Genomic DNA, 24,421 nt, shown 5'->3' with positions numbered 1-24,421 from the left:
TGGGGCGACAGCGGTACGGTGGCGGCATTCGCGGCGGTTGTACGATCGTTCAGTTGCCGGCGCGTAAGGGGACTCAAGAGGTCCGCAGGAGATCGGAGAACCGTGCCCACTCGACCGGCAGGCCACAAGGCACTCATTGAGGCCGCCCGTACGGAGTTCGCCGAGAACGGGTACGGCGGTACGTCGATCCGTGACATCGCCCAGCGTGCCGGCGTGAGTCTCTCGGCGCTGTACTACTACTACAAGAGCAAGCAGGAACTCCTCGTCGCCATCCTGGACGAGGGGCTCGATGCCTACTTCGGCGCGTGCGAGGCGGCGCTGGCGGAGGCCGGTGACGATCCGGCCGAACGGCTCGAGGCGCTGGTAGCCGCCACCGTGCGGTTCCGCAGTGAACATCCCGTCAAGAGCAGCATCGTCCTGACCGAGGGGCGCAGTCTGGAGCCCGAGCATCTGGCGCGCTACCGCAAGAACGAGGACCGCGGGACTCAGCAGTTCCGTGATGTCGTGGAGCGGGGCGTGAAGGAGGGTGTCTTCCTGACCCCCTACCCTGACGACGCGCGGCGCGCCGTGATCGCGATGTGCAACGCGGTCGCCCAGTGGTACCGGCCGGGCGGACAGGTGTCCCTGGAGGAGCTTGTCGAGCGCTACGTGGCATTGGCGCTGACGGTGGTCGAGTACCGGCCGCGAACTGTGCGCCGTGCCCCCGTACGTAACGCACCCTGCCCAGAACCCCGGCTGTGATCGGCCGGGGTTCTGCCCGCCTGGGGGTAGACGGTTGGAGGATGCTCCAGAAAACAGTCAGCGTTGTTTGTTTTGTAGGAAAAAAACAGTCAGCACTGTACGTTTATTCGGGTCGGCGCAGACGCCGGACGCAGCAGCGCCCCTGGAGTCAGGGCGGAGAGTCGAGGAGATTGCCATGTCTGCCGAGGTCATGGAGCACACCGAAATCTTCATCGGTGGCCACTGGGTGCAACCCGCGCACACCGATGTCATCGAGGTCGTCTCCCCTCACGACGGGCAGCTCATCGGCCGTGTGCCGCACGCCTCCACCGAGGACGTGGACCGTGCTGTTGCTGCCGCGCGCCAGGCGTTCGACGAGGGCCCCTGGCCCCGCATGGCGGTCCAGGAGCGTCTGGAGGTCATCGACCGCATCGCCAAGCTGATGGGTGCGCGGGCGCAGGAGTTCGCCCAGGTCATCAGCCGGCAGAACGGCTCTCCGATCTCCTGGTCGCTCACCAACCAGGTCATGGGCGCCATCGGCCACTTCGCCGTGACCGCGCAGGTCGCCGCCGCATTCCCCTTCGAGGAGGAGAAGCAGGGCATGCGGACCCCACTGGTCATACGCCGCGAGCCCGTCGGCGTCGTCGCCGCGATCGTGCCGTGGAACGTGCCCCAGTTCACCTCCGCCTCCAAGCTCGCCCCGGCCCTGGCCGCCGGCTGCACCGTGGTCCTCAAGCCGTCGCCCGAGACCCCCCTCGACGCCTACCTCTTCGCCGAGGTCGCAGCCGAGGCCGGCCTGCCCGAAGGTGTGCTGAGCGTCCTGCCCGCCGATCGCGAGGTCAGCGAGTACCTGGTGTCGCACCCCGGCATCGACAAGGTCGCGTTCACCGGTTCCGTGGGCGCGGGCAAGCGCGTCATGGAGGTCGCCGCGAGGAACCTGACCCGGGTCACCCTGGAGCTCGGCGGCAAGTCGGCCGCGATCGTCCTGCCGGACGCCGCCGCGGACGACGTCGTGCGCACTGTGATGACCGGCTCGTACCTCAACAACGGCCAGGCCTGCGTGGCCCTCACCCGCATCCTGCTGCCCCACGAGCGCTACGAGGAGCTGGCGGGCAAGATCACCGAGGCGGTCGCCGTGCTCGAGGTCGGCGACCCGCTCGACCCCGAGACGCAGGTCGGCCCCCTGGTCAGCAAGCGCCAGCAGGAGCGCAATCTCGACTACATCCGCATCGGCCAGGAAGAGGGCGCCAAGCTGCTGCTCGGAGGCGGCGTCCCCGACGGCCTCGAAGCAGGTGCGTACGTCGAGCCGACGCTCTTCGGTGATGTCACCAACGACATGCGCATCGCCCGCGAGGAAATCTTCGGGCCCGTCATCTGCCTCATGCCGTACGAGACCGAGGAGGAGGCCGTCGCGATCGCCAACGACTCGGACTTCGGCCTCTCCGGCGCCGTCGTCACCGCCGACATCCACCACGGCCTTGAGATCGCTCGGAGAATCCGCACCGGCACCTTCACGGTAAACGGCTTCGCCATCGACCTGACCGCGCCGTTCGGCGGCTACAAGAACTCCGGCATCGGCCGCGAGTTCGGAGCCCCGGGCCTGACCGCGTACCTGGAGCAGAAGGCGATCGCCCTGCCCGAGAGCTGACCCGGGCGGACCCGGGCGCGCGCCCGGGTAGGTCAACGCGTGCCCGAGCCACAAGGCCCCCGGCACCCGCCCTCGCGTGACGAACTCCGAGCGGCGGTCCCGGGCCCCACAGACCCCGGTCGGCCGGACGGTCCCCCCGTACCCCCGGCCGACCGGACCTTCCCCCCCCCACGATCACCCCGGCCCCCCGGCCGCACCCCATCAACGCGCCAGTTAGGAGCCACCATGCTTGCTGCCCTGATGACCGAACTCGGCCAGGACAAGCTCGAAATCCGCGACGACGTCGAGACCATCGGTTTCGGTCCGAACAAGGTCCGCGTCGCCATCAAGGCCACCGGCCTGTGCCACTCCGACCTCTCCGGGATGAAGGGCATCATCCCCAATGCCACGCCCATGGTCCTCGGACACGAGGGCGCCGGCGAGGTCCTTGAGGTCGGCGACGGTGTCACGCACGTCAAGCCCGGAGACCGCGTCATCGTCAACTGGCGTCCCGCGTGCGGTGCTTGTGAGCACTGCCACCGCGGCGAGAGCAACCTGTGCATGAGTGGTGTGGCGGCCGTCGGGATCCCCGCCTTCCGCTCGCGCGGCACTGACTTCTTCCGCTTCATGGGTGCGGGCACCTTCGCCGAGGAAGTCGTCCTCGAGGCCGGGTTCGCGGCGCCGATCCCGGACGACGTCTCGTACGAGGCCGCCGCCCTCATCGGCTGCGGCGTCACCACCGGTCTCGGTGCCGCGATCAACTCCTGCGACGTCAAGCCGGGCGAGACCGTGGCCGTCATCGGCTGCGGCGGCGTGGGCATCAGTGCCGTCATGGGCGCCAAGGCCGCGGGCGCCGCGCACGTAGTCGCCATCGACCCGGTCGCCGGACGCCGCAAGTGGGCCGTCGACTTCGGTGCCACCGCCGCCGTCACCCCCGACGAACTGAAGGATGCAGTCACCGACTTCACCGGCGGCCTCGGCTTCGACCACGTCATCGAGGCCGTCGGCCGGCCCGACACGGTGCGCTCCGCCTACGAGGCCGCCCGCCGCGGCGGCACGGTCTGCCTCGTCGGCGTCGGCGGAGTGCACGACATGCTGCCCATCAACCTTCTGGAGCTGTTCGCGAGCGCCAAGCGCATCGTGCCCTCCATCTACGGCGGCGACGATGTCGTCCGCACCTACGGGCGCATCATCAACCTAGTCCGCGCCAACCGCATCGACCTCGAGGCGCTGGTCACGCACCGGTTGCCGCTCACCGAGGTCAACCAGGCCATCGACCTCATGCGCAGCGGCGAGTCTCTCCGCGTCATGCTCACCAACGGCTGAGCAGGCCACCTCGAGCCGCCCGGCCCCCTGCGCACCGCCCTCCCACGGGTGGGGAGGCCGGGCTCCTGCCGTGTCGCGCGCGGCATCGGAGCGGTCGGGCGTACGGGACCGACCGAACCCGCCGGTGAAGCAGGGAAGAGCGAGGCGCATACACGTATAGGGGGAAGGGGGCACGGAGGGGACGCCGTCGTTGAGTCGGAACGCGGGCACCGTCCCAGTTCTTCACCCGTTCGCAGTCGCTTTGCATGCCCTCACGCCCTCGGAGACGTTGACTGGGACCAGCCAGGAGACGCCGGAGCAGCTATGGCGTCGACGGTGACAGCCGTACGAGGTCGGCTCACCGGTTTGCGGGCACCCGGTCAGGCCGGCAGGCACGGCGCCCACATCTGCCCCCACTCGCCTGCTCGATACGGCGAAGTCCGGTCAGGCACATGGGCACGGCCCGCTGGTGGCAGTGCCGTAGCTACCGACCGCCCCTTCCCGCTCGTCGTGAAAGGCGCCCTCATGCACGAAGACTCCACGCCGTCCCGCCGCGCGTTCCTGCGGAGCACGGCAGCCGCGGGACTGGTCACGGTCGTCTCCGGCCTGGCGGTGTCGGCCTGCTCCAGTTCTCGTCGGATCGAGGCCGCCGCGGCCTCGCCCAGCCCGACGGGACCAGGTGCAAGCGCCTCAGGGAGCGGTCTGACAGCCAACGGCTACGGCCACACCGACGCCGACTTTGCCCGGGTGGGGTTGAAGCGCGACACCGTTGAGCTCTGGGAGGACGGCTTCCGCACAGCCGCTGACAACGACGATCCGAACGTCTTCGAGTGGTGGTACTCCGACTTCACCGGCGAGGACGGCACTGTCGTCTCCTTCACCCTGAGTACCCGGCTTGACGACGGCTTCGTCCCCGAGCCCGGTGAGGCCGGACGCAAACCCAAGTCCAGCGTCATCGTGACCGACCCCGATGGCACCAGCCACGGCGGAACCCACACCTTCGCCTGGGACGAGTTCTCCAGTTCCAAGGACCGCTGCGACGTACGTCTGGGGCCCTTCACCTTCACAGGCGACCTGAAGACCTACCACATGACGGGTCAGTTGGGCGACGTGGGCGTCGATCTGACGTTGACGAGCCTCGTGCAGCCCTTCCGGCCCGGCACCGGCCTCATCTACTTCGGCGACACCGGAAATTACTTCGGCTGGCTGGCCGTGGTGCCGTCCGGCACCGCCACGGGAAGCATCACCGTGAACGGTAAGAGGCGCTCTTTCACCGGCCACGGTTATCACGACCACAACTGGGGCAACCAGCCCTTCCCTTACGGCGTCGAGCACTGGCGCTGGGGCCGCGGCAGCGTCGACCAGTACGCGGTGATCGGCGCCGATCTCCACCTGCGCAAGGAGTACGACTCCGCGGTCGTCCCCGTCTTCCTGGTGGACGACACGAAGAGCGGCAAGCGCATGGTCGGCGCATACGGCACGCAGACGGTGACAGCCAAGGAGTCCGACCCGAAGACGTACCCCGACCGCGCATACCCCAAGGACTATTACAGCAAGGTTCACTGGAGCTACCACGACGGCAACGACAAGGCCGACGTCACCTTCACCGACACCAACCAGCTGATTGTCAGCAAGCAATACGTCACCAAGCCCACGCAGGCCCAGAAAACGGCCCTGGACAAGCTGGGCATCGACGAGATCTGGTACACCCGCTACGCCACCACGAACGACCTCACCCTCACCGTCGCCGGCACACAGGCCTCGGGCATTGGCACAGGCACCCTGGAGGCCGCCCAGTTCGGCCTGAGCACCGCCGCACCGAAGGGCAGTCACAGCCCCACCTCGTCGGCATCCAGCTCCTGATCAGTTCGGTGAGCCGCCTGTGCTTCGGCCGGGGCGTCCGATCCGTGCCCCACCGCCCTGTGAGGCGGAGGGGCTCCCTCCCTGGCATCGTGAGAGGGGAGATGCGACCGAGGCGGGGGAGATCACGGGAGATCTGCCAGGCGTGGAAGATACAGAGGGCCCGCAGGGGCAGAGGCCGCCGACGTCTGCACCTCCGGGTGTGTTGCGTCAACTGGGCACGGAGAGGGCAGCGGCGCTTCTCGATGTTCTGTACGCCGAGGCAGCGGGCGGCCTGTACATTCTGGACGCCGACCTGTGCAGCTTGCGCTTCGACAGCAGCGCTCCCGCGACGCCGGCCCTGGCTGACACGGACGAGAGGGTTTCCCTGGAGGCATGCCTGTTGCTTCCCGACGTGCAACGGGCGCTGCGCACATCCCTGGCAACAGGTGAGCCCGTTCGCAACCTGCGCTGTCTGGTGGAGGCTGCGCACGAAGACCGACGAAAGCGGCGGGCGCTCTCCCTTTCGGCCTATCCCTTGCGCGATCGGGACCAGCAACCTCTCGGCCTGGCCGTGACCGTCACCGATATCTCGGCCCGCGAGACCGCCGAGAAGCGACTGGAGCTGCTGGAGCGCGCGGACTCGGTGATCGGCAGCTCGCTGGACGTCTTCAGCACCGCGCAGGAACTGGCCGAGAGCGCGGTCGCCGGCCTCGCGGACGCGGCCGCCGTCGACGTGCTCGACACCGTGCTGCACGGCGACGCGCCCGCGCCGGGGCCGCTCCTTGACCCGGTCACCGTACGTAGGGCGGGTTTCGCGACGGCGGGGCGAGCGGGCAGGCACGGCGTGCATGAGGTGGGCTGCGTGCGCGTGATGAGGCAGGGCAGACCGTACGCCTACGCGCTCGCCGATCTGACCCCCCGCGTAGTGAACGATCTCGGCGGTGAGGACTCGGCGGCGTGGCTGTCGAACGACCCGGACCGGGCAAATTTGTTCCGGCGCGCTGGAGTGCACTCGCTGCTGGTGGTGCCCCTCGCCGCTCGCGGCGTGGTTCTGGGTCTCGCCGCGTTCTATCGTGCGGGGGAGTCGGAGCCGTTCGACGAAGCGGACGCCGACGTGGCCGGGGAACTGGCGACGCGGGCCGCGCTCTGCTTGGACAACGCGCGTCTTTACACGCGGGAGCGAACCCTGGCCCGGATCGCCCAGCGGGAATTGTTGCCGAGTCGCATGCCTGCCACGCGTGCAGTGGAGACGGCCTACACGTATCTGCCCGTGGCGGCGGGCGGAGCCTGGTTCGACGTGATTCCGCTGTCCGGCTCCCGCGTGGCGCTGGTGGCGGGTGACGTACGAGGCAGTGGGTTACGCGCAGCCACCGCGATGGGTCAAGTTCGCACTGCAGTCCACGCGTTCGCTGCTATGGACATGGAGCCCGTCGAACTGCTGACGAGGCTGCATGAGCTGACGGCCGGCGTCGCCATGGAACAGGGGCCGGCGGAATTCCCGGCGCAGACCGACGGCCCTGCGCCGCGCGACCGCGAGATGGACGAGGGCCCGCCGGCGAGCTGCCTGTACGTCGTGTACGACCCGGTGACCCTGCAGTGCGAGGCCGTCAGCGCCGGGCACCCGCCGCCTGTGGTGACGCCCCCGCAGTCAGCGCCGTACCTGTTGGACCTGGCTCCCGGTCCGGCGCTGGGGCGTGGGGCCGCCTCGTACCGGTCGACGACGGTCGAATTGCCGACGGACAGTGTGCTCGCGCTGTTCAACCACGGCCTGGTGCGCAGCACGGCTCGGGACGACGATCGACTTCCCATCCTCATACACCACCTGGACCGGGCCCGGGGGCGCCCCTTGCGGCAGCTGGGCGACGTGCTGGTGACCAACGTGCTGCCCGACGGCCCGGAGGACGACACCCTGCTGCTCCTCGCCCGCACCCACGCACTGGGCCCCCACGACCTCGGAGGCTGGACGTTGCCCCACGACCCGCGCAGCGCCTCCAGGGCCCGGCGGCTGGTTGCCGGCCGACTGGCCGAATGGGGGCTGGATGACGTGATCCCCGGTGCCGAACTGATCGTCAGCGAACTGGTCACCAACGCCGTTCGTTACGCCGAGGGCACCATCGGCCTGCGTCTGATCCGTGGCGACGCGCTCACCTGCGAGGTCACGGACTCCAACAGCGCGGCACCCCACCTGCGTCTCGCCGACGAGTCCGACGAGGGAGGCCGCGGCCTCTACCTTGTCGGGATGCTGGCCAGGCGCTGGGGCACGCGCCACTCCGCCCGCGGCAAGACGATCTGGGCTGAGCTGCCGAATCCCTGACGGCCGTCACGGGGTCGTTTCAGTTCCGTCCGGGGCGAATTCCTCGAAGAGCAGGACCAGGCGGCCACGCATGGCCGACCACTCGGCCTCCAGGTCCCCGTCGTCCAGGCCGAGAGCTCGTGCAGTGAGCAGGAGACCGCGCATGGCGTGGATGGTGGTGGTGAGACTCGGCTCGAAGCCCGGTTGCTGGGCGCGTGCGCCGGCCAGCCCGTGGACCGCCTCGGACAGCGCTGTATTGAGATTGCGCTCGAACGCACGCAGGGCGCGACGCAGTTCCTCGTCTCCCCGGGCCCCGGCCATGAGCTCCAGGCATGCCTGGTACTCGCGGGTCCGCTTCAGGCTCCACAGGGTGTCGAGGGCTCGGACCAGACGGCCTTCCGCGGGTCCCTCGGTGATGAGTCGCAGGTGCAGGGGGATGCGTGCCCGGTAGCGCTCGACCAAGTGGTCGAGGGTGGCCTCGAGGAGCGCGAGCTTGGTCGGGAAGTGGTGGACGAGCCGGCCCCGGGTGACACCGGCGGCCTCTCCGACCGCGTTGGTGGAGAAGCCGGCGTAACCCTGGTCGACCAGCACGTTGACGGTCGTGTCGAGCAGCAGTTCCCGAGTGTCCAGGGCGCGTTGCTGCACGCGCCGGGTACGGGACGGGCGGGAGTGCTGTGACATGCGGAAAGTCTACGGGGGACCGGCAGATGGTCACTGTCGGCGACGGCAGACCGGCGACCACCTGCGGCTTCGGAGCTCAGTCGGTGGCAAGCATGACGCGCAGGGCCTCGCCGCTGCGCACGAGGCCGAGTGCGTCATTCACCCGAGCCAGGGGCAACCGGTGCGAGACGAGCCTCCGGGGCGATCATGACGTGCGTGCCATGGACGCAGGCGGGCCGCCAGTTGACGATGACCCGGTCGTCCGGGTGGACGCGGGTGACGCCGTCTGGTCAGGCCGGGTGCTTGCTGTAGCGGCAGCCCTCGTCGGGCTCGGCTCCGACGTGGGCGGCGAGGTGGATCCACGGTTTGCTGCGCGGGTCCGCGTTCAGCAGGGTCTCGAGCGCGCCGATCCGTGGTCGGTTGAGGCTGGGGTGCAGGCCGACGGTCAGTACGGTCTGGCCGGGGTGCCGCACGGTGTGCTCGATGACAGCGGTGAGCCTGCCGACATCCCCGTATTCGGGCAGGGCCCACAGGCGGTCCTGGCTGGTGATGAGCAGGATGATGCCGCGTGGCTCGCTATCGGTTCCTGGTTCGGGGTGGGTGCGCATCACGACGGTGTCGACCGGTGCGCCCACGGTGATGGGCCAGCGCTGGTTCGGCGTCGACCGACTCTCCGGCGAAACGCACGGCCGGGACACCGCGCCGGTCACCGAAACAGACCTCGGCAGCGGCCGTGGGAAAAACACTCGACGCGCAGGTCCACCCCCGCCACACCTTGGTCCTTTACACTTTCGCCGTCACATAGCGTGAGGAATGATGTGAGAAGCGTGATTGAAGCGCTGCGTAGTCCGCGGCGCCCCCTCGTGCTCGGCGCGGTGCTGACCGTCGCGCTCGTCGCACAGTCAGCTCTGCTCGTCGCCCAGCAAGTGCAGATCGACGACCTACGGATGCAGCCCGTCGACGACCAGGCGAGCGTTGCGCCTGGCCCCTCAGGGCCGTCCGGTCCCGCGGGTCCCTCGGGTCCCGGTGGCCCTATCGGTCCGGCAGGCAAGGACGGCACGGACGGCAAGGACGGCAAGGACGGCGTGAACGGGAAGGACGGTAAGGATGGCGCGAACGGCAAGGATGCCGTCGCTCCGCCGGCGCCGGCTGCAAGTTAGACCTCGGCCGCACTGGCCGGATCTTCCGGTGTGCACGGAGGGTAGTCCGCCCGCGGGGCCGGCCAACGCAGTCGGAGTCGTGGACAGTGCCCGGACGGGTTGCAGCGCCGCCGACAGTGCCGGACGCGCCGGTGGCACGGCGCGGGATCGTCAAGCGGTCGTAGGGGGCCGTTCCCGGTCCGTTGCATCCATGGCGGTTGTGGCCTGAAAACAGACGCCGAAGCCCGTGACACATCTTGGGCTTCTCCGCGCGCCGAAGGGGCGCCCGATGTAGGTGAATATGGTTCCGAACACCCGCCTGCGCTGTACCCGTGTCGTTACTTCGGTCCCTCTCCGCAGTGATCGGCAGAAGTGGGTGTCCGGTCGCCCCCGGAAGGGCGCTCGACGTAGAGGTCCGCCTTTGCCGCGCCCTTGCCCTGTGCTCCTTGTCATCGCATAACGTGAGGAATGATGTGGGAAGTATGAAAGAGGCGTGGCGCAGCCCGCAAGGCCGCCTTGCACTCGGCGCGGTGCTGACCATCATGCTCGTCGCGCAAGCAGCTGTGATCGCCATCCACCAGGAGCAGCTCGACGAACTCCAAGCACGGCGCATCGCCCTCCAGGGGAACAGCATCCGGCAGGGTCTGCCCGGCCCGCCTGGCCCCTCCGGCCCCTCCGGCCCGCCTGGCCCTACCGGCCCGACAGGCGTGCCGGGCCGGCACGGGCATAACGGCCATCACGGCGCACCGGGGCACCACGGAATGAGAGGAAGGCATGGCAGGAACGGGGTGGTCATCTACTTCAGGCCGTGCCACCGTACGGCCGCCTGTCCCCGCTGCTCTTCAGAGCTGTCCCCAGTCATGACGCGTCCCTTCCATGAGCCCCCCAGGTCAGCCCGAGGTCCGCGAGTTGCTGGGGCTTGTCATCGGTGAGTTTGTCCCGCCGGCTCTTGGTGTTGGTCGGCCGCACTCCGAGCCTGACCTCGCTCCCGTCTTCCAGCCGTCCTATGTGCCCCCTGTGCGGAGCGCCGTTGTGCTGCCGGCAGGGGGCTGATGCATGGGTGATGCAAGTTTGGGCGACAGGCTGACCTCCCCCATGGTTTGGGTTCCAGGTTCAGTGGCCAACTGACGGCGGGAAGGGTGCAGCGGATCCCTCGCATACGCAGGTTCGTCGAACTCACACGCCGAATACGCGGCACCTGCGCACCTCTCAGTCTCACCCCACCCTGACCGGCTGCCGATCACCCATGTTTTGAGCGGCCGGGGCAGGCAGCGGCCCGACATGGACGGCGCACATCTTTGGGTCATCGGCCTGTCCCCGCGCCAAAGCGCCCGCTCCAACCCCCGGTTCGCCGAAAACGCAGCGCCAACCTCGAAGCCCAACTCCTCGAGCTCAGTCGGGATGGGTCAGCGGGCCGAGAACCAGGCGGGATTGAAGAATCCAGTCCCAGGGCAGGCGCCCCGAACCCGGTGTGACCGAGCGCTTCAGTGGGCGGATGACTGCCTCACGTGGCGACTCGGTCGCCGGAGGTCAGCCACCGCCAGCGTGGGCCCTCCGTGATCAGGGTGGCGGCAGCCAGCAGGGTCACGAGACCCGCCGCCCATGCAGGCCAGGCCAGCCACGAGGATGCCACGGCAGCGGCAAGCTGGAGAAGTACCAGAAGGATCGTGACCCAGCCCGGCACCGCGATGATCACGTTCGCCTTGTCGCCGGGAGTGGAGAAGCACGTGGGAAGGCCGATCAGGAGCACCACGGGCAGGGAGGCAAGCAACCATGAATGGCCGGCCAGCGCCCAGGGAGTCGCCACCCAGGCGACGAGTTCCACCGTGAAGCGCAGAACGGACGCGGTGCGGTCGTCCGGTCGTGCCGAAATCGTTTCCCCATCAGCATCGGTCACCTGCGTGACGATCTCACGGCCGGCGACCAACAGCCAAGAGCCTGGGCGCCGTTGGCCGCCCCACAGCCTTCCTCCGCGCCCGTGCAGCCGATGACACCCGCGCCACCACGCGTTCCGGTTGGGCTCGTGGCGCGGGTCAGATGATGGGTGTGGGCCAGAGGACGTCGGTTTCGACCGGGGCGGTGTAGTCGACGCCGGGGACAGCGAAGCCGTAGAGGCGGCGGACTTCGTCGCTGAACCAGTCGAGGTCGGCGAGTTCGGTGATGCTGTCGCTGGTGGCAGTGCTCCAGCGTTCGGCGACCGTGTTCTGTACAGCGGGGTCGAGTTCCCAAGTGTCCAGGCGGATGCGGCCCTCGTCGTCGAGGTCGAGGGGGCGGGCGCCGGTCAGCTGGTCCCACAACTCGACCAGTTGACCGATCGGAGCCACCATGGCATTACCGAGGACACCCCGCAGCAGCCCGACGTACAGGGCGATGCCGGGGATGGCGGTGGAGGACTGGGTGACGGCTGCGGCGTTGACCGAGGTCACGGCCCGGCCGCCCACGGTCTTGCCAAGGCGCTCGTCCAACGTGCGTGCCGTGGCTTCCAGATGGGACTTCGCGGCGCCGATGGTGCCCTGCCGGTAGATCGCCGCGGTGAGTGGCGAGCCGATGTACGACAGAGCGGCGGTGGTGAAACCGTCGGCGAGCAGGCGGCGGTCGGCCAGGAAGGTGATCCACCGTTCCCAGTCGGTGCCGCCCATCACCGCCACGGTCTGTTCGATGTCGTCGCCCTCGGCCGGCGCGGTGGTGACGTCCTTGACCTCCGGGGCACCGTGCTCGTCGAAGACGAGGGTCTTCGTGGTGTACGGCGCGCCGACCGGCTTGAGCGCCGAGGCATACACGGTGCCGGTGTCCGGGTCGGTGCGGCGAGGAGCGGCCACCGAGTAGATCAGGTAGTCGAGTCGGCCCCCGAACCGCTCGGCCAGGAGGTCGGCGACCTGCTCCTTCACAGCGTCGCTGAACGCGTCGCCGTTGAGGAAGACCATGTCTCGCCCGTGCTGTTGGGCGAGCCGGGCGGTGGCGGCGGTGCGATACCAGCCAGCCGTGCCGGTACGCCGCGCGGGCGCCTTCTCGAAGCACACGCCGATGCCACGGATGCCGACACGGGCCAGACCCGCGATCGTTGCGGCCAGGCCGTACCCGGCGGACGAGCCGATGACCAGAGCCACCGGCCCTTCGCCCCCGTCAGTGACCACGGTGGGAACGGCCTGCCACATCTCGTCCACCAGGTGCTCGCAGCCACCGGGATGGGAGTCGAGAAAAAGGAAGCCCCGGCTCTTGGGCGCAATGACGCGTTCGCTCACGGTGTGGTGCCCCAGGTGTCGTCACGGACAAGGACGCGGCGGCCGCCTCGGCGACCCCGTCCCGTAAGTCTGCGGTGCTGCGGACGAACACGGTGATCTTTACCGGCACAACGATGTCCAGCCGGGCTTGGAGGGTTCCCACTAGCTCCAGCTGTGTGACTGAGCACCGGACCCGTCCGATGAGGGATGGACTTGTGAGGGATGGACCTGTCGGGCTGAGTATTCGAGTCGGCAGGCCGGGTCCGTAGGGTCACCGCCTCCCGGAACGGGACCGGGACACCGGAGGTTGATGAGCGAGCTCAGCACACACGGGTCACTCTTCGCTTCGGTGGGTGGCTGGGGCGTCGGTGCGATCGCCGGGGAACTCGTACCAGCGGCGCTGCAAGCACACGAACTCCACGTCAGCACGTACCAGCCGCATGAACCCGCTGACGGTCTCGGCGAGCCGCTCGTCGGAGCCGGGGTGGGTGAGTCGGCCGTCCTCGGTGAATGCCTCATGCCCGCGGGGCAGGCTGAACATGTCGGGGTAAACCCGTGTCCCGAGGTGTTCCAACGGGACCCGCAGTGCCCACAGACCGCGGTTGCCGCCGATCATCGACGGAGAGGTGGAAACCAGCAGCGCGTGCTTGGTTTTGAACGGCTGCGGTCGTACGCGGGAGACCCAGTCGATGGCGTTCTTCAGCAGTCCCGGAACGGAGGCGTTGTACTCGGGTGACGCGATCACGAACGCATCGCAGCGTTTGATTCTTTCGCACAGGGCCAAGGCGCCGACGGGCAGTCCCTCGGAGTCCTCCACATCGCCGTCGTACAGCGGCATGTCGAATTCCCGCATCCTGGTGAGGGTGACCTCGGCACCGGTTTCGGCGATCAGGTTCGACACCAGCGAGGCGAGCCGTGCGTTGGTGGACCCGGCGCGCAGTGCGGCGCCGAATACCAGGATGCGAACGGGATCCGGTTGAGTATCGATGGTCATGCTGTGCTCCCCTCCTCGCCGGACGGTGGTCCTCGGCAGCCAGTTTTCCTCAGCCCGGCGCTTCGGCCAGGACGACACACTGCGGTTCCTGGGCAGCGGAACCAGCCGTAGACGAAGGAACGCGGAGTACGGCTGATCGCAAGGTGTGAGGTTGGTTGGTCGCTGCGATCGCTCCGGCCGCAGGGGCAGATTTCCGGAGGTCACATGTGTGGGGGTGACCCACGTCCTTGACCTGACTCCCGCGGATCATCGGCCAACCCTCGCCCCCCTTCACCGAAGGTCCGCGCTTCACCTGAGAGCGGGGCCCGCCGAAGCCGGATCAGCCCCGCAGGGTGACGCCGAATCGGGTCCTCATCCGCCGCAGTTCCCACAGCGAGACGGCGGTCACCGACAATGGCCCGCCCAGCACGGAGCAGAGCTGGACGAGGGGTGGGCCCCCCGGCATGCCGTCGCCGATCACGCTGAAGGCCGCGAACACCCACACCAGCGTCAGAGTGAGGACAGGTGGCAGCATCGGGTGGACCTGGGCGCTGTTGAAGGCACTGCGGGCCGAGTACAGCGACGCCATGAAGAAGAAGGGAAGGCCCCACACGATCACGATCAGCGAGGCGACGGCCAGTACGTACTCCCACCAGTCCTTCCCGTCATCGGCGTTGACGGTCAGGGCCGTCGGGACGAGGATCCCGCCGATGACGACCAACGTCAGCACGTACCAGCCGACCGCTTTGAGCGGAGCGCGCAGCCGGGAGCGCAGATGCGGCCGCAGGTGCGGGGGTGCGTAGTAGATGAATCCGAGGATGACCAGGGGCGCGGCGATGATCAGCACGAACGGGGCGAGGATGAGCTGGGCGGCACCGCCGTACGCCGCGTCCTCCCAGCGGTTCGGATCCACGTTGTAGGCGAGGATCAGGGCGATGGTGGCGGCGGCACCGAGGATTGTACGGGTCAACTGGACGCGGTCCACGGCGCGGTCCACGATCCGGCCCTCACCCTCCTGCGCGAAGAGCCTGGTGGCTACGCGGTGCGCGGAGCGCAGGATCGCGCCGATGAGCCCGAAGGGACCGCCGAACGACAGGCAGCCGCGACGGCGCCGGGCGGCGGGCCTCGTGGGCTGGGGGCCGTACGGGTACGGGTTCGGGTACGGAGGCGGGTACGGGCCCGGATTCGGTGGTGGCGGACCGTACGGGCCGCCCTGCGGTGGTCCGTAGGGAGCGCCCCAGCCGCCCTGGCCTCCCGGTCCGTTGCCGCCAGGCTGACCCGGGCCGTTTCCCGGCCCCCATCCCCCCGTAGCCATGCCGCTCCCCGTTCGCTTTCGGCCAGTTGCTGTGTGTGCCCTGTGGCGCCACGGCGCAGTGTAGTGGCACATCGGGTGACAGAGGCTGTGCTTGTTGCCGGTCGCGCCGCCTTGCCCGTCGCGCCACATACGTGTATACCCGTCAGCGCTCCGGCGAAGCGCCGAGGCCGGTCAGGGCAACGGCGCGGACCGAGGCGGGAGTTGGGGTCGGGCGAGGACGTCCGTGGTGCGTACGCCAGGGAACGGAGCCGGTGCCTGTTCGCGGGCGGCGCGAGCCGCGCTGTTCTGTGCTGAGGGTGCGGCTGCCGGAGCGCCGCCGGTTGTCCAGGTCGCGGTCCGGTGACACGTCTGGCACAACGTGGCCGAGGCCGCCGAGCGAAGCGTCGCCGCTGCCTACACGTCCGGGCGCGCGGCACCTCAACCCGATTCCGAGGCCGTCCCGTTCGCGGACTCGTCAGCTTCGCCGTGGCGACGCGGGCACCGGTTCGCCTACCGGACCGGGCTCGGCACGCTGCTGTCCACGCACTGCTTATGGCAGGGAATAGTCGTCGCTCGGTCCAGCGGCAGGTCGCGCTCGGGATGACCTACCGCACCGTCAAGCAGCTCGCCGACGCCGCGACGCCAGAGGAGTTGTTCGCCCGTCGGTGGCAGAACCGACGGCCGGGCAAGCACGGCTCACGGACACCATGCGGTGTCCCTGGGACAAGCTCCTGGACTGGGACACCGCGGGTTGGGGTGTCAGTTCTCCGAAGGGATCCGTGCGCTGATCTCGCGGGCGAACCAGCTGGCCTCCTTCGACAACTCGTCCTCCTCTTCGACTGCGATCAGGGTGAGCAGGCGCAACAAGTCGTGCGCCTCGGTGAGAGTAAGGATCTCCAGGCGGCGGTCGAGGGCTTCCTGAGCGGGAGGGAGGCCGTCGAGTGCGGGGGCAGCGTTGGTGTGGGTCATGCCTGCATCATCCGCACTGACCGGACCACCATGAGTGCAGACACGCCTGCATGCACGACGAGGGCTCGGAGAGCGCAATGGCGGCTCGCTTCGAGCGTGGGCGACGGGCTCGTCACTAGGACTGCGTACGCCGAAGTTTGCCGCGGGGGGCGTACGTGCACACCGACCTGGGCACCTTGCCACTCCACGCCGTGTCCGCGCTGATCGACTGGGCCGGCACCCATTACGACGAGATCCGCTCCCGTTTCGACGAGGCGGCTGCCACAAGCTGCCGAGACAGATCTCGTACCGGCATGGGAACACAGGCCCCCCGGGGACGGTCACGCGGCGAGCGGCGTCGCAGGCAGCGGCCTGACGGCGTAGTCGCGTCCGGCTTGAGGGTGCCGCCGAGCCTGTCGACCGGCGCCTGCGTGCCGCTGGGCGCTGTGTCAGGCGCCTGCGCACCGGCGGTTTCTGCGGTGCCACTGCAGCGGGCGTTCTTGGCAGGCGGGTCCCGTAGTGCTGGCGCCCGTCCGAACTGCTCGCCTGCCACAAGTGTGGCGGCGAGGGCGACGACTGCCAGGGCTCGTCCGGCGGATCACGGGCCGCGCCAGGGCCGGACCGAGGCGAGGGCCGGACAGTGACGTAATCGGGTTGACCGCTCCCGGCAGGCAGTGCTGGAGTCGGCACGTGGACAGCATCCCCGCCAACCGGCGGCTCTGGAACCAGATCAGCAGCGTCTACCAGCACGAGCACGACCCGCAGATCGGCGCCACACCCCGGCTGTGGGGCATGTACTCCATCCCTGACGCGCACCTGCACGCCCTGGGCGACGTCACCGGCAAGCGCGTCCTCGAACTCGGCTGCGGCGCCGGCCAGTGGTCCAGGGCGCTCGCCGCTGAGGGTGCCACCGTGGTCGGGTTCGACCTGTCCGAAGCCCAACTCGCCGCAGCGGCCGGCGCGATGGGAGCGGCCCGTTATCCGCTGGTGCAAGGCGCCGCCGAACAACTCCCCTTCGCCGCCGACAGCTTCGACCTGGTGTTCTGCGACTTCGGAGGCCTCAGCTGGGCGCCCCCACACCTGGCCGTCCCGCAGGCCGCACGCGTCTTGGGCCGCGGTGGGCGCCTGGTGTTCAACGTCGCCAGCCCATGGTTCGAAGCTTGCTACGACGAAGCCGCCAGCCGCGTGACCACGACGCTGCAGCGGGACTACTTCGGGCTGAACACCATCGCCGAAGGTGGCGGCGCGACCAGCTTTCAGCTCACCTACGGCGACTGGGTCAAGGTCCTGCGCGGCGCGGGTCTCATCATCGACGACCTCATCGAGCCGCGGCCCGAACTCGGAACACCCAACGGCTACAACGAAACCGACCCACCCGACTGGGCACACCGCTGGCCGGCGGAACTGCTCTGGGTAACCCACAAACCGTAAGTGCCGCCGCGCCGAGACGCGAAGACATCCCCTCGCCGGGCAGGCCTGGGGCGGCTGCGATGAAGCCCGTGTATTCATTTCCCCCTGGATCCGCTGAACCAGGTCAGCATGACGGCGACCGGAATCCTGGCTGGTTGTGTTCACGAGAACCGGCTCTGGTCCAATGGGTGTGGTGCAGTCACTCCCGGTGACGTCTGCGATTGGAGCAGGGAGCAGGGAGCAGGGAGCAGGGAGCAGGGAGCAGGGAGCAGGGGGCAGGGGGCAGGGGGCAAGGGTCTCGATGGTCAGGTCCGGGCCAAGACCAGCGGAAATCTGCGCCGCCCACTGCACGACCACCGACTCCTGCAGCATGCGTTCTACACATCCGCACTGGTCAGCTTCTGGTGCGAGCCCAACTCCAAGCGGTTTTAGACCGCAAGCGAGCAGAAGGGAAGAGCCGCATCCATCGCATCCAGGCCGTCCTGCCACTGCCCCGACGGCGACGCGTCAACGTCCTGTGGGGCACTCATCCGCGACGGAGGGTGCTGCCAAGTCGAACGTCCAGCAAGGGCCGACTGGGCGCTCATGCTGTTCAGACAAAGGCCGTCGTGTGCTTTTCTCGCACGACTGCTGGGCGCGAAGATCGGAAGACCTACACCTGAGTGGGGGACAGATGGACGTGCTGGTCAGGCCTGCGCGGGCAGCGGAAGCCGAGGTGCTCACCGACTTGGCGCTGCGGTCCAAGGCGCATTGGGGCTATGACGTCGAGTTCTTGGAAGCCTGTCGGGCCGAACTCACCGTTGCCGCGAGCGAGGTCGTACGCCGACGGGCCACGGTGGCTGTCAGAGATGGCCACATCCTGGGCTTCACGACTCTTGAGGGAGAGCCGCCCGTAGGCGTCCTGGGCATGATGTTTGTCGAGCCGCAGACCATTGGCCAGGGCATCGGCCGGCTCTTGTTCGAACGCGCCGTCGCTGCTGGAGGAGACCTGGGGTTTACTCAGTTCACGATCGACGCGGACCCGAATGCCGAGCCCTTCTACCGCGCAATGGGCGCGGTCCGTGTGGGAAGCGTCCCCTCTGGCTCCATCGCCGGCAGAGTACTGCCGCAGATGGTCGTCACCGTCCAGCGCTGAAACAGCGCCGCTCGCCAACATCCGTTGGAGATCTCCGCCAGACCGTGTGTGGTGGTACGGCCTCCGCGGGGTCCATCGCCGCACCCCGGCATGTGCACCAGGAACCGTCGCTGGTCAGCGGGACATCCCTGTCAGGGGCATGAGATGCCCCGAAGGGCACGCCGGGACTCTGAAGGGGGACGCCGATGGATTTGGTGGTGTTCCTGGTGATCAGCCTGGCCGCCATGGGGTACGGCGCCTAACAGGCTCTAACAAAAGCTGTTGATCATGTGACTGTTGGCTTGTCGGGTCGTTGGTCTCTTCATGGGGAAACGTCAGTCGCGACCGTGGATCGTGTCGGACGAACTGTGGTCGCTCATAGAGCCGTTACTGCCTAAGCCGGGCCCGAAGCTGGTCGAGGGCAGACCGCGGGTGCCGGACCGACAGGCGTTGTGCGGGATCCTGTTCGTCCTGCATACCGGCATCCAATGGGAGTATCTGCCACAGGAGTTGGGCTTCGGCTCCGGCATGACATGCTGGCGGCGCCTGGCCGCCTGGAACGAGGCCGGCGTGTGGGACAAGCTCCACACGGTACTGCTGAAGGAACTGCGCTCGAAGAACCAGCTGGACTGGTCTCGGGCGGTGATCGACTCGTCCCACGTCCGGGCGGCACGGCGGGGCCCAAAAGCGGGCCCAGCCCGGTCGACCGCGCACGTCCGGGCAGCAAGCACCACGTCATCACCGACGGGCAGGGCATCCCGCTCGCGGTGTCGTTGACCGGTGGAAACCGCAATGACGTCACGCAGTTGCTGCCCCTGCTCGACAAGATCCCCGCCATCGGCGGCGTCGTCGGTCGGCCACGGCATCGACCGGACATGCTCTTCGCTGACCGCGGCTACGACCATGACAAGTACCGGCGCCTGGTCCGGGCACGTGGCATCCGCCCCGTGATCGCCGAACGCGGGCAGCCGCACGGCACGGGACTGGGAGTTTTCCGTTGGGTCGTCGAGCGGACGATCTCCTGGCTGCACGGCTTCCGTCGCTTGCGTATCCGCTGGGAAAGACGCGACGACATTCACGAGGCCTTCCTCGGCCTCGCCATCTGCCTCATCACCCACCGCCACGTCCAACGCCTTTGTTAGGACCTCTAAGAGGCTGTTCTCCACTACCGCTTGCGGTGCCACGGGATCCGCGCCAGGGGCCTTGTGGCCCGCCAGGAGTCGAGTTCCGGCACAGGAGGAAGTGGTCCCACCCAACACGCTGTGGTCGAATTCGTCGACGACCAAGGCCATATGTGCGAGTTCCGGGACCAGGGAACGGCGCGCTCGGGCCTGCGCGTGGGGGTCCGGCCCCGGTGATCTACCTTCCCGGCCCACTGGGGACCGCACGGATCGACGATGCCTGGAGAAGTTTCTGGAGGATCGTGCCAGTTCTCGGGTTCGGCTGTCTGTTCACGGGCCTCACGCTCTGGGAGCTGGTCAGCCGGTGAGCCGACACGTAGGAGCAGTCCGTTCGCATTGCCCAGGAGGCGTGCCCGGCCGGACGCAACGCGGGGTTCCGCGGCGACGACGGGACTTTCACAACTCGCCCTAACCCCGCCACCGCACCCCGTGCCGCTGCCGTAGCCGGTGGATCTCCCACCAGGCCACTGCCGTCACCGACACCGGGCCTCCGAGGAACGCGCAGACAGCGAGCGGCACCGGGCCCGGCGGCAGTCCGCCAGACGACAGGCGGATGAAGGCGAACACCCAGACCAGAACGGTGGTGACCAGCGCGGGCAGCGCCGTGTGCAGGGCGGACAGGTTGAAGGCGTGGCGCAGCGCCGGACCGGTCGCGAAGCAGAGGAAGAAGATCACCCACCAGAACGGCGCCCAGCACACGAACATCACGGACACCCAGAGCAGCAGCCCGGACAGCCCCCTGGTAACGCTGGGCAGCAGCCCCATCCCCTGGCCTGCCGCCGTGAACAGCAGCGGCACCAGCGTCCAGGCGCCGAAGTACCACAGGGCCGACCTGCCGGCCGGCCACAGCTGTGTCCGCATGGCCCGCCGTGTCCCTGGCCTGGCTGCCCCGAAGAGCAGTGCCACCACCATCGTGGCACTCACCAGTGCCAACCAGGGGGCGAACAGCAGATGTTGCAGGAACTGCCCCGGCAACTCCTGTCAGCCTCCGAACGAGTACAGCAGCCCCACAGAAATGACGAGGGCCATCCAGGCCCGTACCCGCTGCACCCGGGACACCTCGGGATCCACGATCTGCCCTGCCGGGCGTACGGGGAAGACCCGGCGCGCCATGCGGCGGGCCGCACGGGCCAGTTGGTAGCCGACCAGCAGCGGCACGGTCAGCCACCACAGGCACGGGAGGACCAGCACCAGCAACACCCCGGGGGACACCTGCGCCCGCCGACCCCTCAACACCTCACCCAGCGACGGCCATTCGTCCTCCCGCAGCCGTCGCCACAGCGGCGTGTACGGCCGCGGCGGATCGCCCGCGGGCCGCGGCCCGGGCGGGCGGGGTGGGTCGGTGATCACGGGCGTCCCTTCCACGGTCCCGGAGACAGACGCGACCCAGCCCGGCCACGGTTCCGACGGTAACCCAGTGCTGCCGGGGCGCGCGGTCGGCCGGCAGCTGCTCCCCGAGCCGTCGGTTCAGTTCGTCGATTGCCTGCGTCGAATCAATGGGGTTCTGCTGCCCGATGCCGTGGCGGCGCCGGGTGTCCGTCACGCACCGAGAAAACCGTGAGCGACGAGGGCTGTTCGGTCAGCTACTTCTTCGTGTACGCCTTCACCTAGGTGTCGAGGTATGGCGAGGGCTTGCCTTCGGTGGCCGGTCGTCCGAGGGGTCGTCGACGGAGAGGTCGGGGCGTGCGTCCGTCACGTTGATGTGGTCGATGGTCGGGGTGTCGATCCACGTGCGGTCCTGAATGAGGAGTCCGGTCGACGCATTGCCAGAGCACAGAACCTTGAACGGGAGTCGCTCAAAGGCGAGTTGAACTGCACCAGCACCGGATGTGTATGTCTCGGACATGGCCGGTGGTCCATGCGGCGCCTTCAGGGGCTGATGTTCCGGGTGAGGACCGTGCTCGAGCGTGCCCGCGTAGCCGCACGATCCAATCCATCCGATCCAGGGGAGATGCATGAGGAGACCGAGGGGAACCCCCTGGCGGGGACCGTCCCGTGACGCCACCCCCGGGCAGTCGGCTGCTGCAACGAGGCCTCCCCGGCACACCATCACAGCCGGATTCCGCTGGCCGCACTTACGGCCTCCGCGGTGCTCGTGGCCGTCCCGGCAGGACCGTCCAGGCCGCACCGCTGCGGAACACTCCGCTGATCACGTGCAACCTGCAGGGCGCCAACAGCGGGCAGGACACCAAGTGGACCACCACAGTGCGCCGTTACGTCGCGGCCGCTGAGAACGTGGCGGTACAGGGAACAAATTCAACGACCGGTGGCGAGCATCCAGAGCCCGAGGGCCGTGAACAGGGTGCCGCCCGCGAGGCGAGCCGCGACCTCCTCCATCCGTCTCCTGCGGAGGTCGATTCGCGCGGACTTTGGGGCCTCGGGAAGGTAGCGCACCGGGACCCCGCCGCCCACGGGAAAACCCTTGACTCCGGATGACCCGGCCTGGAAGGTGTGCCGACTGCCCTGCGCATCAACGAATTCGACCACGGCGAAGTAGACAGGGGGACTGTTTATTTCGGACCCTTCCCTGCGCAGGTGGCGGACCACCTGGCCCCTGACGCGGATCCCCTCGCGCTGGAGGCGGTGCTGGACCATGGCCTCATGGGTGCCGAACCCCAGGAGTGCGAGACCTGCCAGTAGCGGCATAGCAACCCACACCGCTGCCTCCCCTTCCATTCCATGCTTTGCACGATGCTTCGGGTATCTCCTGTCACAGGCGTGGACGCACCATCGACTGGAGACGGTTCCTGGTGAAAACGCTGGGCTGTGCGCAGACGCCGACGGCACGACGTGGTGTAGCGCCCAGCCGTACTGCGTCCGCTGACTTGCCAGTTGGTCTTCGCTGCCGTCGTCGTCCTCGTCGAGGTCGGACGCGTCCGGATCGCGCAGGGTCCGCAGCTCGCCGCCGGCCGGGGTGGAGGCGCGGAAGCGGTGGCGGCCGAGCAGGTTCAGGGACGGGATACGGTGCTTGAGCGCGGGAGAGGCGGGCGTTGTCCTCGTCACGGACCATGTGGCCTTCGGCGCGGAGCTGGGCGACGGCGGCGTCGATGTACTTCGTCGTCCACATCACGATGGCGTTGAGGACCAGGCCGAGCGCGCCGAGTTGGTCCTCCATGCAGCCGTGGCACGCGTCCCGGGCGAGCGACCCGCCGGCGCGTCAGCGTTTCCACCAGGTCGCCGGGCAGCGCCGGGTCCGAGCGGCGTGCGGCGTCCGCATCCTCCACGGATGCCTCAAGACCCACACCCTCTACGACGAAGCCACCGCATGGTCGCACGCACACGCACACCCCGATGCTGCTCGACCCCGAACGGCCTGATGTGTCTGAACCGGCAAGGGCGTGTGCGGCCGTCCATCAGGGGGCGGCTGCCACGCCGATCAGGTTGTCGGTCGGCCGAGTAGCGAGCGAGGCCGTGAGGCGAGGATCGCTTCGGCCTCGTCGCTGATCGCCCGGACCACGTCAGCGGCCGGGCGCACCCCCTCGACGAAGGCCGCCGACTGGCCGTAGAGGATTTCGCTCGTGTCGGGGTCGGGCGGGGCCCCGAAGGGATTGGCGCCTTCCGCGGGTCTGATCTCCTCCACGCGGTCCCGCAGCGTTGATTCGCGCTCCGACCACTCGTCGGTGAACCGGTTGCGGCGAACGCGCTCGCCGATACTTGCGGGCCACGGCAGGCCCGAAACGATGTCGTAGGCGCGTGTCCACACGGTGTCGCCGCCGTCGCTGTCGACGATCAGACGCTTGTGGATGTCGTGTACTTCGACGGCCTCAGGTGTGGCGAGGAAGGCCGTGCCCAGCCAGGCACCGTCCGCACCGGCGGTGAGCGCGGCCGCGAGCGTTCGTCCGTCGCCGATTCCGCCTGCGGCCAGTACCGGGACATCCGGGTACCTCCGCACGACCCCGGCCAGGAACGGCAGCAGGCCCATCTTCCCGGTGTGGCCACCGGCCTCGCTGCCCTGCGCCACGAGGACATCGGTACCTGCGACGACAGCCGTCTCGGCGTCCTCGTAGCTCTGGACCTGGCACATCACCCGTGCGCCCGCCTCCTTGGCCCGGTCGATCCACGGCCGGGGATCGGCGAACGACAACGCGACGACGTCCGGCCGCTCCTCCAGCGTGGCGTCGAACAGTGGCTCGGTGAGAGGGAGGAGCGGAGTGATGAACCCGACCCCGAACGCCCGGTCCGTGGTGGCACGAATCGTCGCGATCTCCGTATGGATCCAATCGGGCCCTTTCCAGGGGTGCGTACCCCCGAAACAGCCGAGCCCGCCGGCCACGGAAACCGCGGCAGCGAGTGTCCCGCCGCTGTGCAGGGCCATGGGGGCCGCCATCACCGGATGGGCAAGCCCGAACATCTCGGTGAATCTCGTCTGCAACATGGACACACATTAATGGGTTGGCGATATGTCGCCGGATGACATGTCCGAGGTCGCAGGGAAGATGGAGTGATCCGGGGGCGACGTCCCGTGGGCAACCCGTGGCGGCCGATCGACGGCACAATCCTGCGGTAGGTCCCGTGCCCCGATCGTGAAGTGAGCAGCTCGAAGCGCACCGATACTCGGCCGAAGCAGTGGCGGATCATCGAGCCTGCAGCCCAGGCAATCGACCATGCATCCCAGCTGTCCTACGACGACGAACTCGCATTCGCGGCTGCCGCTCCGCGCTTCGACGAGGAATGCTTCGACAGTCAACGCTTCA

At 68.6% G+C, this 24,421-nt stretch carries 18 protein-coding genes and 2 pseudogenes; 9 read left to right on the top strand and 11 right to left on the bottom strand.

What is annotated here, in order from left to right; all coding sequences use genetic code 11:
• The first annotated feature begins 102 nt into the window (after positions 1 to 102).
• The 5 genes from ACZ67T_RS36090 to ACZ67T_RS36070 all read left to right on the top strand — a co-directional run bounded on the left by ACZ67T_RS36090 (position 103) and on the right by ACZ67T_RS36070 (position 7,808).
• Entirely contained in the window at positions 103 to 741 is a 639-nt protein-coding gene (locus tag ACZ67T_RS36090) for a TetR family transcriptional regulator (RefSeq protein ID WP_469989898.1), read from the top strand.
• A 175-nt stretch (positions 742 to 916) separates the two neighbouring features.
• The gene (locus ACZ67T_RS36085) at positions 917 to 2,368 is read left to right on the top strand and encodes an aldehyde dehydrogenase (RefSeq protein WP_469989896.1); all 1,452 of its coding nucleotides are present in this window, start codon (positions 917 to 919) and stop codon (positions 2,366 to 2,368) included.
• Between the two features lie 225 nt (positions 2,369 to 2,593).
• Positions 2,594 to 3,673: a Zn-dependent alcohol dehydrogenase gene (locus ACZ67T_RS36080; RefSeq protein WP_469989894.1), complete on the top strand. Its 1,080-nt coding sequence runs from the start codon at positions 2,594 to 2,596 to the stop codon at positions 3,671 to 3,673.
• A gap of 504 nt (positions 3,674 to 4,177) precedes the next feature.
• The gene (locus ACZ67T_RS36075) at positions 4,178 to 5,515 is read left to right on the top strand and encodes a hypothetical protein (protein ID WP_469989892.1); all 1,338 of its coding nucleotides are present in this window, start codon (positions 4,178 to 4,180) and stop codon (positions 5,513 to 5,515) included.
• Between the two features lie 199 nt (positions 5,516 to 5,714).
• Positions 5,715 to 7,808 (top strand): ATP-binding SpoIIE family protein phosphatase, encoded by a 2,094-nt coding sequence (locus ACZ67T_RS36070; RefSeq protein WP_469989890.1) that lies wholly within the window; start codon positions 5,715 to 5,717, stop codon positions 7,806 to 7,808.
• Between the two features lie 6 nt (positions 7,809 to 7,814).
• Here the strand turns inward: ACZ67T_RS36070 and ACZ67T_RS36065 are convergent, their stop codons facing one another.
• Positions 7,815 to 8,468, bottom strand: coding sequence for a TetR/AcrR family transcriptional regulator (locus tag ACZ67T_RS36065; RefSeq protein WP_469989888.1), 654 nt, complete (start codon positions 8,466 to 8,468; stop codon positions 7,815 to 7,817).
• A 269-nt stretch (positions 8,469 to 8,737) separates the two neighbouring features.
• On the bottom strand, positions 8,738 to 9,082 hold the full coding sequence (locus ACZ67T_RS36060) for a hypothetical protein (RefSeq protein WP_469989886.1): 345 nt from the start codon (positions 9,080 to 9,082) through the stop codon (positions 8,738 to 8,740).
• Positions 9,083 to 9,274: 192 nt separating this feature from the next.
• Between ACZ67T_RS36060 and ACZ67T_RS36055 the strand changes: the two genes are divergently transcribed.
• The gene (locus tag ACZ67T_RS36055) at positions 9,275 to 9,607 is read left to right on the top strand and encodes a hypothetical protein (RefSeq protein WP_469989885.1); all 333 of its coding nucleotides are present in this window, start codon (positions 9,275 to 9,277) and stop codon (positions 9,605 to 9,607) included.
• A 1,483-nt stretch (positions 9,608 to 11,090) separates the two neighbouring features.
• Here the strand turns inward: ACZ67T_RS36055 and ACZ67T_RS36050 are convergent.
• The 5 genes from ACZ67T_RS36050 to ACZ67T_RS36030 form a co-directional block, all read right to left on the bottom strand.
• On the bottom strand, positions 11,091 to 11,483 hold the full coding sequence (locus tag ACZ67T_RS36050; RefSeq protein ID WP_469989936.1) for a hypothetical protein: 393 nt from the start codon (positions 11,481 to 11,483) through the stop codon (positions 11,091 to 11,093).
• Positions 11,484 to 11,619: 136 nt separating this feature from the next.
• Positions 11,620 to 12,828 carry an enoyl-[acyl-carrier-protein] reductase FabV gene (fabV, locus tag ACZ67T_RS36045; protein ID WP_469989883.1) on the bottom strand — a complete coding sequence of 403 codons (1,209 nt, stop codon included), beginning with the start codon at positions 12,826 to 12,828 and terminating at the stop codon, positions 11,620 to 11,622.
• A 313-nt stretch (positions 12,829 to 13,141) separates the two neighbouring features.
• Entirely contained in the window at positions 13,142 to 13,801 is a 660-nt protein-coding gene (locus tag ACZ67T_RS36040) for an NADPH-dependent FMN reductase (RefSeq protein WP_469989934.1), read from the bottom strand.
• Between the two features lie 319 nt (positions 13,802 to 14,120).
• A complete protein-coding gene (locus ACZ67T_RS36035; protein WP_469989881.1) occupies positions 14,121 to 15,095 on the bottom strand; it encodes a hypothetical protein in 975 nt (324 codons plus the stop codon).
• A gap of 738 nt (positions 15,096 to 15,833) precedes the next feature.
• On the bottom strand, positions 15,834 to 16,043 hold the full coding sequence (locus tag ACZ67T_RS36030; RefSeq protein ID WP_469989879.1) for a DUF6417 family protein: 210 nt from the start codon (positions 16,041 to 16,043) through the stop codon (positions 15,834 to 15,836).
• A gap of 669 nt (positions 16,044 to 16,712) precedes the next feature.
• On the opposite strand from ACZ67T_RS36030, the gene ACZ67T_RS36025 reads away from it, so the two are divergent.
• The 3 genes and pseudogenes from ACZ67T_RS36025 to ACZ67T_RS36015 all read left to right on the top strand — a co-directional run.
• The gene (locus tag ACZ67T_RS36025; protein ID WP_469989877.1) at positions 16,713 to 17,453 is read left to right on the top strand and encodes a class I SAM-dependent methyltransferase; all 741 of its coding nucleotides are present in this window, start codon (positions 16,713 to 16,715) and stop codon (positions 17,451 to 17,453) included.
• Between the two features lie 652 nt (positions 17,454 to 18,105).
• Positions 18,106 to 18,567: a GNAT family N-acetyltransferase gene (locus tag ACZ67T_RS36020; protein WP_469989875.1), complete on the top strand. Its 462-nt coding sequence runs from the start codon at positions 18,106 to 18,108 to the stop codon at positions 18,565 to 18,567.
• Between the two features lie 303 nt (positions 18,568 to 18,870).
• Positions 18,871 to 19,601 (top strand): annotated as a pseudogene (locus ACZ67T_RS36015) (IS5 family transposase); the annotation flags it as partial.
• Between the two features lie 534 nt (positions 19,602 to 20,135).
• Here ACZ67T_RS36015 and ACZ67T_RS36010 read toward each other — a convergent pair.
• From ACZ67T_RS36010 to ACZ67T_RS35995, 4 genes and pseudogenes are all read right to left on the bottom strand, one after another.
• A complete protein-coding gene (locus tag ACZ67T_RS36010; RefSeq protein ID WP_469989873.1) occupies positions 20,136 to 20,588 on the bottom strand; it encodes a hypothetical protein in 453 nt (150 codons plus the stop codon).
• Positions 20,589 to 20,708: 120 nt separating this feature from the next.
• The gene (locus ACZ67T_RS36005; protein WP_469989872.1) at positions 20,709 to 21,077 is read right to left on the bottom strand and encodes a hypothetical protein; all 369 of its coding nucleotides are present in this window, start codon (positions 21,075 to 21,077) and stop codon (positions 20,709 to 20,711) included.
• 1,497 nt (positions 21,078 to 22,574) lie between these two features.
• Positions 22,575 to 22,869, bottom strand: a pseudogene (locus ACZ67T_RS36000) (Tn3 family transposase); the annotation flags it as partial.
• A gap of 234 nt (positions 22,870 to 23,103) precedes the next feature.
• Positions 23,104 to 24,102 carry an NAD(P)H-dependent flavin oxidoreductase gene (locus ACZ67T_RS35995; RefSeq protein WP_469989871.1) on the bottom strand — a complete coding sequence of 333 codons (999 nt, stop codon included), beginning with the start codon at positions 24,100 to 24,102 and terminating at the stop codon, positions 23,104 to 23,106.
• Between the last annotated feature and the right edge of the window lie 319 nt (positions 24,103 to 24,421).

The organism is Streptomyces sp. NPDC107517, assembly GCF_055582645.1.
Note: the sequence above shows the minus strand (reverse complement) of the source record. Positions and strands in the feature narration are given on the sequence as shown.